The organism is Kribbella catacumbae DSM 19601, from assembly GCF_000372465.1.
Classification (GTDB): domain Bacteria; phylum Actinomycetota; class Actinomycetes; order Propionibacteriales; family Kribbellaceae; genus Kribbella; species Kribbella catacumbae.
Genome location: NZ_AQUZ01000001.1, coordinates 293,870 through 308,919, shown reverse-complemented (window position 1 = coordinate 308,919; position 15,050 = coordinate 293,870). Strand labels below are relative to the sequence as shown.

At 69.9% G+C, this 15,050-nt stretch carries 7 protein-coding genes; all 7 read left to right on the top strand.

The annotated features are described in order from the left end of the window. Positions 1 to 3: 3 nt before the first annotated feature. The 7 genes from A3ES_RS0101395 to A3ES_RS0101365 all read left to right on the top strand — a co-directional run bounded on the left by A3ES_RS0101395 (position 4) and on the right by A3ES_RS0101365 (position 15,015). Positions 4 to 936 (top strand): ornithine carbamoyltransferase, encoded by a 933-nt coding sequence (locus tag A3ES_RS0101395; protein WP_020384978.1) that lies wholly within the window; start codon positions 4 to 6, stop codon positions 934 to 936. Between the two features lie 28 nt (positions 937 to 964). Then, positions 965 to 2,209, top strand: a complete 1,245-nt coding sequence (locus A3ES_RS0101390) for an MFS transporter (RefSeq protein ID WP_020384977.1) — start codon at positions 965 to 967, stop codon at positions 2,207 to 2,209. A gap of 71 nt (positions 2,210 to 2,280) precedes the next feature. Beyond that, positions 2,281 to 3,222: a TauD/TfdA family dioxygenase gene (locus A3ES_RS0101385; RefSeq protein ID WP_020384976.1), complete on the top strand. Its 942-nt coding sequence runs from the start codon at positions 2,281 to 2,283 to the stop codon at positions 3,220 to 3,222. Between the two features lie 28 nt (positions 3,223 to 3,250). Continuing rightward, on the top strand, positions 3,251 to 4,204 hold the full coding sequence (locus A3ES_RS0101380; protein ID WP_020384975.1) for a TauD/TfdA family dioxygenase: 954 nt from the start codon (positions 3,251 to 3,253) through the stop codon (positions 4,202 to 4,204). A 3-nt stretch (positions 4,205 to 4,207) separates the two neighbouring features. Next, positions 4,208 to 4,945 (top strand): thioesterase II family protein, encoded by a 738-nt coding sequence (locus tag A3ES_RS0101375; RefSeq protein WP_020384974.1) that lies wholly within the window; start codon positions 4,208 to 4,210, stop codon positions 4,943 to 4,945. Next, positions 4,942 to 5,139 (top strand): MbtH family protein, encoded by a 198-nt coding sequence (locus tag A3ES_RS0101370; RefSeq protein ID WP_020384973.1) that lies wholly within the window; start codon positions 4,942 to 4,944, stop codon positions 5,137 to 5,139. The genes A3ES_RS0101375 and A3ES_RS0101370 overlap by 4 nt, the downstream gene beginning before the upstream one ends. 78 nt (positions 5,140 to 5,217) lie before the next feature. Continuing rightward, a complete protein-coding gene (locus tag A3ES_RS0101365) occupies positions 5,218 to 15,015 on the top strand; it encodes a non-ribosomal peptide synthetase (RefSeq protein WP_020384972.1) in 9,798 nt (3,265 codons plus the stop codon). The last annotated feature ends 35 nt before the right edge of the window (positions 15,016 to 15,050 follow it).

Below are 15,050 nucleotides of genomic sequence, written 5' to 3'. Positions count from 1 at the left end.
CCGATGACCGCTCGACACCTGATCTCGACCGACGACCTGACCGACGAGGACCTGCGGTACGTCGTCGGCCGCGGCGACGAGTTCTCGTCCGGCCGGGCGGTGCTGGACCGGCCGCTGGCCGGGCAGCTCGCCGGCATCTACTTCCGCAAGACCTCGACCCGGACCCGGACGGCGTTCTCGGCGGGCGCGCTGCGGCTCGGCGCCCAGATCATCGCCTACGGTCCCGACGACCTGCAGCTCAACACCGGCGAGACCACCGAGGACACCGGCAAGGTGTTCTCCCGGATGCTCGACGTGCTGGTCGCCCGGACCTCCGGCGACCCGGCCGAACTGCGCGGCTGGGCGTCGCAGGACCGGATGTCGGTGATCAACGCGATGAGCGCGGTCGAACATCCCACCCAGGCGGTCACCGACCTGGTCACGCTGCAACGCCGGTTCGGCAAGATCGAGCAACTCCGGGTTCTGTACGTGGGGGAGGGCAACAACTCGGCCGCGTCGATCGCGCTCGCCATCACCCGGTACCCCGGGGTGCACCTCGAGCTGCGGACTCCGGCCGGGTACGGGCTGGACCCCGACGTCGCCGCGCGGGCGGCGGCCCATGCGGAACGCTGCGGTTCGACACTGGTCGAGCGGCACGACATGGCCGACCTGCCGCCGAACCTCGACGCGATCTACACCACCCGCTGGCAGACCACCGGGACGGCGAAGCCGGACCCGAACTGGCGGGACGTGTTCGCGCCGTTCCAGGTGACCGCGGCGCTGTGGCAGGACCACCCGAAGGCCGTGTTCCTGCACGACCTTCCCGCCCACCGCGGCGAGGAGGTGACCGCCGAGGTGCTGGACGGTCCGGCGAGCATCGCCTTCGACCAGGCGGAGAACAAGCTGCACGGCGCGATGGCCGTACTGGACTGGTGCCGTCGTGGGATCACGGGTTGAGGGTTCCGACCGGGCCGGGGATCGTGGCGTGACCGTCGCGGCTGAAACCGAGCCCCGGCCGGCCCCGTTGTGGCGGAACCGCGACTTCGGGCTGCTCTGGTCCGGCGCCGCGTTCTCGATCCTCGGAATGCGGGTCTGCTCGATCGCCTGGCCGCTGCTGGTCATCTTCGACGGCGGCTCGGCGGAGCGGGCCGGACTGGTCGGCTTCGCCGCGCTGTTGCCGCAACTGGTGGTCCAGCTCCCGGCCGGCGTCCTGGTGGACCGGTGGGACCGCAAGAAGGTGATGATCTGCTCGGACCTGATCGGGTTGACCGCCATCGCCAGTGTGCTGGCGGCGTTGCTGATCTGGCGGCTGACACTGCCACATCTGTTGATCGCCGCCTTCCTGGCGGGCAGCGCGTCGGTTTGTTACCAGCTCAGTGAGCGGGCCGCCGTCCGCGCCGTCGTCCACCCGTCGCATCTGTCGGCCGCACTGTCGCAGAACGAGGCCCGCAGCAAGGGGGCCGGGCTGCTCGGCCAGCCGATCTCGACCGTGCTGCTGTCGTTCGCGTCGTGGATGCCGTTCTGCGTCACCGTGATCGGGCACGCGCTGTCGATCCTCACCCTGCTGGCGATCCGAACCCCTTTTCAGCAGGTACGCCGCCGGAAGCGCGCGAGTCTCGGCGGCGAACTGGTCGCGGGGCTGCGCTGGATGCGCGACCAGAAGCTGCTGCGCAGCGCACTGGTGGTGATCTCCGGTACGAACATCATCAGCCAGGTCCTGACTCTCGCGATGATCCTGATCATCAAGGAGAGCGGGGGAGCCGTCACGACGATCGGCCTGATCGGCGTCGCCACCGGCGTCGGCGGACTGCTCGGAGCGTTGTGCGGGTCGTGGTTCATGGCACGTTTCGGGTTGGGCACGTTGTTCGTCGGCACGCTCGTACTGCGGATGCTGCTGATCCCGTCGATCGCCTTCTTCTCCGAGCCGTGGGTGCTGGCGGCGGTTTTCGCCGCGATGAGCTGGGCCGGCGGGCTGATGAACGTGGTCGGCGGCGTGTACCAGATCCGGATCACTCCGGAGGAGATGCAGGGCCGCGCCGCCAGCGTCGGTGCGCTGATCACGTCGGGCGCGAATTCGCTCGGCCCACTGACCGGTGGGCTCCTGCTCGGCGCCTGGGGAACCTCCGTGACCGTCCTCGGCGCAGCGGGCTCGATGGCGGCACTCGCAGTACTGGCCGGCCTCGCCGCCCGCCGCTTCGGCGTACCGGCGCACGAGCGGCAAGCGGAGTAAGGAAAAAGTATGGGCGGGGCCGTGAGAGTGGTCGGCAGGTGACGGAGCAGCTTACCCAGGGAGGAACGGCGATGAGCGCAGTACAGGAGTGGCGGCCGCTGGTGGTCACGCCCACCGACGCGGGGGTCGAGGCCACTGCTGCCGGCCTGATCCGGTACCTGCGGGACCGGACCGATCTGGACCAGCTGCTGGTCGACGAGAAGGCGCTGGTGTTCCGCGGCTTCGGAGTGGACGAGGCGCACCTCGAGCCGGTGATGGATCTGTTGCTGCCCGGGCGGCTCGCCTACGTGCACGGCAACTCGCCGCGGACCAAGGTCGGCGACAATCTCTACACCTCGACCGAGTACCCGCCCGAGTACACCATCTCGATGCACAACGAACTTTCCTACGCGCATGCCTATCCGTCGCGGCTGATGTTCTCCTGCCAGCTGGCGGCCGAGACCGGTGGCGCGACGCCCCTGGTGGACGGCACCCGCTGGCTGGACGCGCTCGACGACGAGCTCATTGACGCCTTCTCCGGCGGCGTCCGGTACCTGCAGAACCTGCACGGCGGAATGGGCCTGGGCAAGAGCTGGCAGGACACCTTCGAGACGTCCGACCGGGACGACGTCGAACGGTTCCTGGCCGCGTCCGAGGCGAGCGTCGAGTGGCGCGAGGACGGCGGCCTGCGGATCGTGCAGTTGCGCCCGGCAACGATCAAGCATCCGCAAACCAATGCTGAGGTCTGGTTCAACCAGGCCGACCAGTGGCACCCGGCCGGGCTGGGCGACGAGACCGCCCAGGCGCTGGCCCAGATCATGCCTGCCGAGGAGCTGCCGCAGGCCGTCACGCTGGCGGACGGTTCGCCGATTCCGGACGAGTGGGCCGTACAGATCCGCGACCGCGGTCTGGAGTCCGCGGTCGACGTCGAGTGGGTCACCGGAGACGTGCTGCTGATCGACAACCTGCTGGTCGGCCACGGCCGCCGGCCGTTCACGGGTAAGCGGCGCGTCCTGGTCGCGATGTCCGCCTGATCCCGAACCACGACGAGGAGACAACCCCATGAGCACTGACCGCACCCTGCCGCACGTGATCGACGGCGGCTCCGCCGGCCCGGACATCGTCGAGCGGTTCACCGCCGACGGCGCCCAGATCCGCACCCTGCTGGCCGAGCACGGCGCGGTACTGCTGCGCAACTGCCGCGTCGGCGGCGTCGAAGGGATGGAGGCGGCCGTTCGCGCCCTGTCCGGTGAGCCGCTGAAGTACGCCGAGCGCTCGTCGCCGCGCCGCTCGATCAAGGGCAACGTCTACACCTCGACCGACTACCCGCCGACCGAGGAGATCTTCCTGCACAACGAGAACTCCTACCAGGCCGGCTGGCCGCGGCTGCTCTTCTTCTACTGCGACCAGGCCCCGCAGACCCAGGGCGCGACCCCGCTGGCCGACATCCGGCGCGTGTACGACGCGATCGACAGGGGAGTCCGCGAGGAGTTCGCCCGGCGCAAGTGGATGGTGGAGCGGAACTTCCACGAGGACTTCGGGGTCGCCTGGCAGCACGTGTTCAACACCGAGAACCGGGCCGAGGTCGAGGCGTACTGCGCGCAGAACGACCTGAAGTTCGAGTGGATCGGCGATGGCGGGCTACGCACCAGGGCCGTCCGGGAGCCGATCCATGTGCACCCCGGCACCGGCGAGACGGTCTGGTTCAACCACATCACGTTCTTCCACAACACCACCCTGCCGGCCTCGATCCGTGAGGGGCTGCTGGCCTTCCTCGGCGAGGACGAGCTGCCGACCAACACGTACTACGGTGACGGCGGCCAGATCCCCGACGACGTGATGGACCATCTGCGGTCGGTGTACCGCAAGGAGTGGACCCGGTTCGACTGGCAGCAGGACGACCTGCTGCTGGTGGACAACATGCTGGCCGCCCACGCCCGCGAGCCGTTCACCGGCGATCGCAAGATCGCCGTCGCGATGGCCGAGGCGTACCGGCCGGTCCCTGCCGGAGTCTGACCGGTGAGCTGGTTTCGTACCTACCTGCCCCGCCCTGGGGCCGAGCTCCGGCTGGTGTGCTTCCCGCACGCCGGCGGGGCCGCCAGCGCGTACCGCGAGTGGGCGGCGCTGCTGCCCGAGCGGATCGAGCTGGTCGCGGTGCAGTACCCGGGCCGTCAGGACCGGTTCCACGAGGAGCCGCTGACGAACTTCGACCAGTTGGTCGAGGGGATCGCCGCGGAGCTGCCGCGGCTCGACGGCCCGACCGTGTACTTCGGCCACAGCATGGGCGCGACGGTCGCGCTCGAGGCCGCGCGCCGGATGTCACTCCTCGGCCGCGGGCCGGTGCGGCTGTTCGCCTCCGCCCGGACCGCGCCCGCCGTGGCCACCCGGTTAGGACTGACCTTCGACTCCGAGGACGAGGTGATGGCCTATATCCGCGACCTCGGTGGAGCCGGCGGCCGGCTGCTGGACATCCCGGAGCTGCGCGAGCTGGCGATGCCGATGCTGCGGGCGGACTTCCAGTTGATGGAGTCCTATGAGTACCACCCGGGCGCCCGGCTGGAGTGCCCGATCACCGTGCTGGCCGGTTCGGACGACCACACGTTCGGTGTCCGGGATGCGGCCGAGTGGGCCCGGCACACAGTCGCCGGCATCACGGTCGAGGAGTTGCCCGGCGGTCACTTCTACACCGAGCAGGTGCCCGAACAGGTCATCGAGCTGATCACCCGAACCGTCACCACCGAGGGAGCACACCCGTGAGCACCAACCCGTTCGAGGACGACACCGCCGGCTACCTGGTGCTGCGCAACGAGGAGGACCAGTACTCGCTGTGGCCCGAGTTCGCCGCGGTGCCGGCCGGCTGGCAGGTCGCGCTGGACCGGACCAGCCGGGCCCAGTGTCTGGACTACATCAACCGGACGTGGACCGACCTGCGGCCCGCGAGCGTCCGCTGACCTGAAAGTCCCGCAGTAGCCACCATCCGTCTCCGCCCTTCCGTCGAAGGTGCGCCACCCGATCGTGCGATGAGGACCATGGCTGAGAATTCGATCGTCCGTCTGCCGCTGTCGGTCGCCCAGACGAGCCTCTGGTACGCCCACCAGCTCGACCAGTCCGGGCACCGCTACACCATCGGCGAGTGCGTGGAGATTCACGGGCCCGTCGACCCGGAGCGCTTCGAGCAGGCCTGGCGCCGGCTCGCCGCGGAGGCCGAAGCCTCCCGAATCCATGCTGTCGGCAACGATTCGGCCGGTGCCCTGTGGCAGGACCTGCGCGCCGAGCCGGCCGAGCCGGTGGTCCGGCATGTCGACGTCCGCGCCGAGGCCGACCCGCGCGCGACGGCCTTCGCCTGGATGCGGGCAGATCTGGCCCGGCCGGTGGACCTGACCGCCGGCGGGCTCACCAGCACTGTGCTGTTCGCCGTCGCCGAGGACCTGTCGATCTGGTACCAGCGCGGTCACCACGTCGCTTTCGACGGCTACTCGGGCGGCCTGATGGCCAAGCGGCTCGCCGACCTGTACGACGACCTCCTGCAGGCCCGGCCGTTCGGTCAGAGCCCGTTCGGAACTCTGTCCGAGCTGATCGCCGAGGAGCGCGACTACCGGGACTCCGAAACATTCGTTGCCGACCGCAACTATTGGCAGGAGCAGCTGACCGACCTGCCCGATCCGGTTCGGCTCAGCCGCCGCGCGGCTGGGCCGGACCGGTCGGACGAGGTACCGCACCGGAGCTCCGGAAGGCTGGATGCCGCGGGCACCGACGCGCTGCGGAAGGCAGCCAGGTCGGCCGGTGCGCACTGGTCGGTGTGGTCCATCGCGGTCACCGCCGCGTACCTGCACCGAGTGACTGGTCTGACCGACCTCGTCCTGACGCTGCCGGTCGCGGCGCGGACCACCCGGCTCGCGCTCGCCACCCCGGGCATGCTCTCGAACCACGTCCCGCTGCGGGTCACCGTGCGGCCACGGCAGAGCCTGACCGAGCTGGTCCCTGTGATCACCGAGGCGCTGCGCGGTGCGCTCAAGCACCAGCGGTACCGCCTGGAGGACATCCGTCAGGACCTGGGAATCCCCGCCGATGGCTCCGGCCTGCAGGGCCCGATGCTGAACGTGATGGCCTTCAACCACGACCTGCGGTTCGGCGGCCACCGCACCACGCTGCACAACCTGTCGCACGGTGCCGTCGACGACCTCGCCATCGCGGTGTACGACGGCGGCGATGGGCTGCGGGTCGACTTCGACGGCAGCGCGGACCGGTACACCGTGGACGAGTTGGACAGCCACCGGACCCGCTTCCTGCGGTTCCTCCAGCAGGTCGTGGCGGAGCCGAACCGAGCGGTCGGCGACGTCGAGCTGATCTCGCCGGAGGAGCGCCGCAAGGTCTTGGTGGACTGGAACCAGACCTCCACACCGATCGACACCCGCTCCCTGGCCGACCTCTTCGAGGCGCAGGTCCGGCGTACTCCGGAGGCCGTGGCGATCCGCTACGAGGACACCGAGCTGACGTACGCCGAGCTGAACCGGCGGGCCAACCAGTTCGCGCACCACCTGATCGGGGAGGGGGTCGGGCCGGAGCAGGTGGTCGGCCTCGCGCTGCCGCGGTCGCTCGACCTCCTGGTCGCGATGTACGCGATCGTCAAGACCGGGGCGGCTTACCTGCCGATCGATCTGGGCTATCCGAGCGAGCGGATCGCCTTCATCCTCGAGGACGCGGATCCCGCACTCGTGGTCACCTCGGCCGGCGGTGTCGTACCGGATGGTGTTCGCGTCCTGCTCACCGGCGCGGAGCTGGACGAGCTGGTCGGGGCGCAGCCGGACACTGACCCGACGGACGCGGAGCGGACCGCGGTACTGACGCCCGAGCACCCGGCGTACCTCATGTACACGTCCGGCTCGACCGGGCGTCCGAAGGGCGTACTGGTCCCGCACGCGGGGGTGGTCAACCGGCTGCTGTGGATGCAGTCCGAATACCGGCTGGACGCGAGCGACCGGTTGTTGCAGAAGACGCCGATGAGCTTCGACGTGTCGGTCTGGGAGTTCTTCTGGGGCCTCCAGGTCGGCGCCTGCCTGGTGATCGCGAAGCCGGACGGACACCGCGACCCGGCGTACCTGGCGGGGCTGATCCAGGACGAGGGCGTCACCACGGTGCATTTCGTGCCGTCCATGCTTGCCGGGTTCCTGGCCGAGCCGGCCGCTGGTGACTGCACCGGTCTGCGCCGCGTCTTCTGTTCCGGCGAGACGCTGCCGACGGAACTGGCCGAGGAGTTCCGGCACCGGCTGCCGGACGTGCCGCTGCACAACCTGTACGGGCCGACCGAGGCCTCCATCGACGTTTCCTACTGGCAGCACGCAAGCCACACGGCGACCACTCTGCCGCGGATGTTCGCCGAACAGGTCGCCCGCGTACCGGACGCGCTCGCGGTCCTCGACGGCGACCGTCGGCTGACCTACGCCGAGCTGGACGCCGAAACAAACCGCCTTGCGCGGTTGCTGCTGGCGCACGGTGCCGGGCCCGAGCAGTACGTCGCCGTCGCGTTGCCGAGTTCCGCGGAACTGCTGGTCGCGCTGCTCGCCGTGGTCAAGTCCGGTGCCGCCTATCTTCCGTTGGGGCTGGATCACCCGGCTGAGCGGACCAGGCAAGTGCTGGAGGACGCGCAGCCCGCAGTACTCGTGGCCGCCGGCTCGCCGCCTGTCGGTTTCGACGGAACGACACTGCTGCTCGACTCGGCCGAGACCAAGGACCTCCTGCAGGCACTGCCGGCCACAGGGCTTAGGCCAGAGGTCGCGGTGTCGCCCGGCAGCCCGGCGTACCTGCTCTACACCTCGGGCTCGACAGGGCGGCCGAAGGGGGTCGTGGTCGAGCACCGCGCTCTCGGTCAGTACCTGCGCTGGGTCGGCCAGGCGTATCCCGGCCTCGGCGGCCAGACGCTGCTGCACTCGCCCGTAACCTTCGACCTGACGGTCACCACGATGTTCGGTGCCCTGGTCAGTGGTGGCTGCGTGCAGGTGGGCGCGGTGGACGACAGCTCGGACGCCGTCACGTTCCTGAAGGCGACGCCGACGCACCTGCCGATGCTGGAGGAGTGGCCCAGCGACCGGTTCGGCACCGGCGAGCTGTTGGTCGGCGGCGAGAACCTGACCGGCGGCGCGCTGACCGCCTGGCGTGCCGCGCACCCGGACGTGACTGTGGTGAACGAGTACGGGCCCACGGAGGCGACTGTCGGAAGTGTCGAGTACCGACTGCGCCCGGGGGAGGAGACCCCGACCGGCTCGGTACCGATCGGCCGCCCTGTCTGGAACACCCAGGTGTACGTGCTGGACGACAACCTCGCGCCGGTTCCGCCGGAGTTCGCGGGTGAGCTCTACCTGGCCGGCGTCCAACTGGCCCGCGGCTATCTGAACCGGCCGGGCTTGACCGCCGAGCGGTTCGTGGCCAACCCGTTCGGCGCCCCCGGCAGCCGGATGTATCGCAGTGGTGACGTGGTCCGGTGGAACGCCGACGGCGTGCTGGAGTACCTCGGCCGCTCCGACGACCAGGTGAAGATCCGCGGCTTCCGGATCGAGCTCGGCGAGGTCGAGGCGGCCCTGCTCCGCCAACCGGGGATCGGCAAGGCTGCCGCGGTGGTGCACCGGAGCTCGGCCGGCGACCAGCGGATCGTCGCGTATGTGGTTGCTCAAGGCATCGAATTCGACGCTGCCGCGGTGCGGGCCGCGGTCGCCGCCCGGCTGCCGGAGTACATGGTGCCGAGTCTGGTGATGCAGCTCGACGACTTGCCGGTGACGCCGAACGGCAAGCTGGACCGCAAGGCCCTGCCGGCGCCGGACTTCGGCGCGCTGGTCACCTCGCGTGGCCCGCGGACGCCGGAGCAGGAGATCCTCTGCGGCCTGTACGCCGAACTGCTGGACCTCGACCGGGTCGGTATCGACGACAGCTTCTTCGAGCTGGGCGGCAACTCGCTGACCGCTACCCGGCTGACCAGCCGGATCCGGGCTGCGTTGGGTGTCGATCTCGGCGTCCGTGCGGTGTTCGAGCAGCCCACGGTGGCGGGCCTCTCAGCGCAGCTGACCGGTTCGGAGCCGGAACGCCCCTCGCTGACGCGGTACGAGCGAGCGGAGCGGGTGCCGTTGTCCTTTGCTCAGCGCCGGTTGTGGTTCATGAACCGCTTCGAAGGGCCGTCAGCGACGTACAACAACGCGTTTGCGGTAACCCTGGAAGGAAAGCTCGACGTTGCGGCGCTGCGGGTCGCGCTGACCGACGTGGTCGAGCGGCACGAGACGCTGCGGACGGTCTTCGCCGACAACGACGGCACCCCGCACCAGGTGGTCCTGCCACCTTCGGTGTCGCTGGATGTGGTGCCGGCCGATGATCTCGCCGCGCAACTGGCGGAAGGTTCGGCGTACGCCTTCGACCTGAGTGTCGAGCCGCCGCTGCGGACCGCCCTGTTCCAGGTTGCCGAGGACAACCATGTCCTGCTGGTCACCGTGCACCACATCGCCTGTGACGGCTGGTCGACAACGCCGATGGCCCGGGATGTCACGACCGCCTATGCCGCCCGGGCCGCGGGCAGCGCGCCGGCCTGGACGGAGTTGCCCGTCCAGTACGCCGACTACGCCCAATGGCAACGGGATCTGCTCGGGGACGAGAGTGACCCGGACAGCCGCGCAAGCCGGCAGGTCGACTACTGGACTCAGCAACTGGCCGGTCTGCCCGACCAGCTGGAGCTGCCGACGGATCGGCCGCGGCCGGCAGTGGCCGGCAACCGGGGCGACGTCGTACCGGTATCCGTACGGCCTGAGCTGCATGGTGCGCTGACACGACTGGCGCAGGACAACCAGGTCAGTCTCTTCATGCTGCTGCAGGCCGCATTCGCGGCGCTGCTCACCCGGCTCGGCGCAGGCACGGACATCCCGATCGGTACGCCGAACGCGGGGCGCACCGACGAGGCCCTGGACGAGTTGGTCGGCATGTTCGTCAACCCGCTCGTACTGCGAACCGACACCTCTGGCGACCCCACCTTCGAGGACCTGCTGGCCCGGGTACGCGAAACCGACCTGTCGGCGTACGCGCACCAGGACCTGCCGTTCGAACGGCTGGTCGAACTGGTGAACCCGGTCAGGTCGTCGGCGCGGCACCCGCTGTTCCAGATCATGATGCCGTTCCAGAGCGACCCGCCCGCGGCGATCGAACTACCCGGGCTGACCGTGACGCAGGCACCGGTGGACTCCGGTATCGCGCAGTTCGACCTGCAGCTCTCGCTGCGCGAGGGCGACGGGCTCTCGGGGCATCTGGAATACGCACTCGACCTGTTCGACCACGCCACGGCGGAGCGACTCGTGCAGCGGTACTGCCGGGTGCTGGCCGAGGTCGCCGCGGATCCGCGCCGGCGAATCGGCTCGCTGGACATCATGGACGCCGCCGAGCTGTCCCTGCTGGTTGCCGAGCGCAACGAAACCACTCGTGCGGCGGACTGGACCACCATCCATGGTCTGGTCGAGCAGCAGGTCGCCCGGACACCGTCGTCGGTTGCGATCGTCGACCTCGGCGACACACTGACCTACGCCGAGCTGAACTCCGCCGCCAGTCGGCTGGCGCGGCACCTGCGGGGGCTGGGCGTCGGACCGGACTCGGTCGTCGGCGTCCACCTGGACCGTTCGTCGGCCCTGGTGATCGCCGCCCTCGCGGTGTTGAAGGCCGGCGGCGTCTACCTGCCGCTCGACCCGGACTATCCGCCAGCCCGGCTGGCGTACCTGGTCGAAGACGCTGACGCCGCGTTGGTGATCAGCCGAAGCGACCTCGTCGCCGCATTGCCCGAGTCCGACGCCGGGGTCGTGCTGATCGACTCGGCCGAGTGGCGGCAGAGCCCCGACGACGAACTGGAGCCGCTGACCGGGCCCGACGACGTGGCCTACCTGATCTACACGTCCGGCTCGACCGGACAGCCGAAGGGCGTGCTGGCGACGCACCGCGGTGCGGTCAACCGGTTCCTGTGGACCCAGCGGGCGTACATGCGCTACACCCGCGACGACTCCGTGCTGGTGAAGATCCCGACCGGGTTCGACGTGTCGGTGGGCGAGATCTTCGGCCCGCTGAGCGAAGGCGCCCGGTTGGTCCTGGCGCGACCCGGCGGCCATCTGGACGCGGCGTACCTGCGCGAGACCATCCAGCAGCACGGGATCACCCACGTGTACTTCGTGCCGTCGATGCTGGCGGTGATGCTCGCGGACGGTGGCCTGGAGGAGTGCCGGTCGCTTCGGGTACTGCTCTCGGGTGGCGAGGAACTGCCCGTCGCGCTGGCCCAGAAGGTGCTCGACCGGATGCCCTGGGTGGAGTTCTACAACCAGTACGGGCCGACCGAGACCGCGATCGATTCGACCGCGTACCGGGTGACCTCGGTCGCCGGACTGCACCGGATCCCGATCGCCGCCGTCGACGGCCAGGTCGGGCTGCACGACAACGTCACGCTGTACGTCCTGGACGAGAACCTCGAGGTGGTGCCGGCCGGATCGCGCGGCGAGCTGTTCATCGGCGGCGCCGGTGTGGCCCGCGGCTACCTGCGGCGGCCGTCGCTGACCGCGGCCCGGTTCGTGCCGAACCCGTTCGGCGGGGGGCGGCTGTATCGCACCGGTGACCAGGTGCGATGGACTGCCGACGGCCGGCTGGAGATCCTCGGCCGGGTCGATGACCAGGTGAAGCTGAACGGCGCTCGCGTCGAGCTCGGGGAGATCGAGGCCGCGCTGGCTGCTCATCCCTGCGTCCGGCACGCGGTGGTGGTCGTCCGCGACCAGCGCCTGATCGGGTATGTGGTGGCGACCGGCGAGGACGACCTGCGTTCGTACCTGGCCGAGGCGTTGCCGGAGTTCATGGTGCCCGGTGTCATCGTCCGGCTGGACTCGTTGCCCTTGACACCCAACGGCAAGCTGGACCGGTCGGCGCTGCCGGCCCCGGTCGCCGCCACGGCGGCCCCGGCCTCGGTCAGCGGCTCGGTCGAGGAGGCGCTCGCCGGCCTGTTCGCCGAGGTGCTCGGAGTGGCGCAGGTGGGTCCGGACGACGGGTTCTTCGATCTGGGTGGCGACAGCATCATGTCGATCCAGCTGGTCAGCCGGGCCCGCAAGGCAGGACTGGTCTTCACGCCGCGCGATGTGTTCCGCCACCAGACCGTCGCCCGGCTGGCCGGGGTCTGCACCGTCGAGGAGTCGCGGCCCGTCGTCGAGGCGCCGGCCGATGGCCCGGTGACCCTGACGCCGTTGCAGTCGAAGCTTGCGGCGACCGGCGACGTCTGGTCCGGGTTCCAGCAGTCCGTCCTGGTCCAGGTCCCGGCCGCGCTCGGTCTCGAACGACTAACGACGGCCCTGCAGAAGGTCGTGGACCATCACGATGCGCTGCGCTTCCTGGTATGCCGGGGCGAACCGTGGACGGTCGAGCAGCGCCCCTCCGGAGTGGACGTGGCCGCCTGGGTGACCCGGGTGGACATCACCGGGCTGGACGCCGCGGCGGTCGAGGCCCGGCAGGTCGCCGAGGCCGAAGCGGCCCGCGCGAGGCTGGCGCCGTACGACGGAATCATGCTGCAGGCGGTCTGGTTCGACGCCGGGCCGTCGGCATCGGGACAGCTGCTGCTGATGGTCCATCATCTGGCCGTCGACGGCGTCTCGTGGCGGATTCTGCTGCCCGACCTGCTGGCTGCCTGGCAGGACCGACCGCTCGATCCAGTGGGCACGTCGTTCGCCGCCTGGAGTGCTCGGGTATCGGCGACCGACCACGACGATGAAGCTGCAGAACCGCAGTTGGGTCGTCGCGCGCTGGATCCTGCGATCGACACAGCCGGAGCCGCTGAGCGGATCGCCTTGATCCTTCCTGCCGACACCACTCAGCCCTTGCTGTCGCGGGTCGGTCAGGCCGTGCACGGTGGGATCAACGATGTGCTGCTGGCCGGGCTCGCGCTCGCGCTGAAGCAGTGGCGCGACGACGACTCCGTGCTGGTCGCCCTCGAGGGGCACGGACGCGACGTAGTACCGGATGCTGACGTGTCGCGGACCGTCGGCTGGTTCACCGAGGTCCGTCCCGTCCGGTTGAGTGCCGTGGGCAACGATCCGGGCGCGACGTTGAAGGCGGTCAAGGAGCAGGTCAGGACGCCGGCAACCGGCCGGGCGCAGCTCCAGGTCAACTACCTCGGCCGGATCGCCGGCGGCTCCGAGGGCGGTGACTGGTCCCTGATCCGCACCGACCTCGTCCCTGGCGCCGATCCGCGGATGCCGCTCGGACACCCGGTCGAGCTGAACGCGATGGTGCTGGACGGACCCGACGGTCCGACGCTCCATGCCGAGTGGGTCTACGCGCCGGAAGTGCTGACGGCCGACGACGTCCGTCGGCTGGGAGAGCTGTGGTGGGAGGCGCTCGACGGCCTGGTACGCAGCGGGGCGACCGGGCGGACGCCGTCCGACGTCCCGCTCGTGCGGATCGATCAGCAGGCGATCGAGCAACTGGAGGCGGCGTACCCGGGGTTGGAGGACATCCTCCCTGTCACGACGTTGCAGGACAGCTTCCTGTACTACGCGATGCTGGCCGAGGAGGGTATCGACCTCTACACCGGTCGCATCTGGCTGGACCTGGAAGGCCCGCTCGACGTACCGGCCCTCCACCGGGCCGCGGACAACCTGCTGGTCAGGCACTCGACTCTGCGCGCGGGCTTCGCGCACGATTCCTCCGGTACGCCGTACCAGCTGGTCCACGAGCGGCTCGAGATGCCATGGACCGAGGTGGACCTGAGTTCGCTGGACGAGTTGACCCAGGAGGCGGAACTGCTTCGCCTGTTGGAGAACGAGCAGCTGGCCAAGTTCGACCCGGCCCGGCCGCCGCTGGTCCGGTTCACCGTGGTCAAGCTCGGCGCCCAACTCCACCGGCTGGTGGTGACGAACCACCACCTGGTACTGGACGGCTGGTCCGTCCCGGTGCTGCTCAGCGAGCTGTTCGCTGCCTATGGCGGCTCCGAGCTGCCGGCGGTGGCGCCGTACACCTCCTACCTCGAGTGGCTCGCCCGGTACGAGCTGGAGGCCGACCGCGCTGCCTGGAAGGACGCCTTGGCGGGTCTGACCGAGCCGACGCTGGTTGCGCCGGAGGTGACCGACGGAAACGCGGTGCCGCCTGAGCGGGTGATCGAACTGCTGACCCCCGAGCTGGGGGAGGCCGTCGCGGCGCTAGCTCGCCGTACCGGCGTGACGGTCGGCACTGTGCTGCAGACGGCGTGGGGCTTGTTCCTGGCCAGACTGACCGGCAGGCAGGACGTGGTCTTCGGAACGACCGTGTCCGGCCGGCCGCCCGAGGTCAGCGGGGTCGAGACGATGGTCGGGCTGTTCGTCAACACCATCCCGATCAGGGTCCGTACCGGGACCGGCGGCACTGTGGCCGGCCTGCTGGGCCGGATCCAGGAGGAGCTGTCGGCGCTGTCGGAACACCACCAGCTCGGGGCCGCCGAGATCCAGGCCGGCCACGGCATCGGCCCGCTCTACGACAGCACCATCTCGATCTTCAACTACCCGCTCGACGCGGGCCTGATGAACCTGTCGGTGAACGGCGTCCGGCTGGTCCACATCGATGCCCGCGACGACACCCACTTCGCTCTACGGCTCAGCGTCTTCCCGGGCCCTGAGCGGATCCAGCTCAACCTCGACGCCCGGCCGGACGCCTTCAGCCGCTCCGAGACCGAGGAGCACCTGCGCCGGTACGTCGACCTGCTGGAACAGCTGACCACCGACCCGGACGCCGACGTCGCCGTCCTGGGCCAACTCAGCCAGGCCGAGCAGGACCGCCTGCTGCTCGACTTCGGCGGCTACGCCGACTGACTCGAACGCACCAGCTGCAGAACAGCTGGACATCC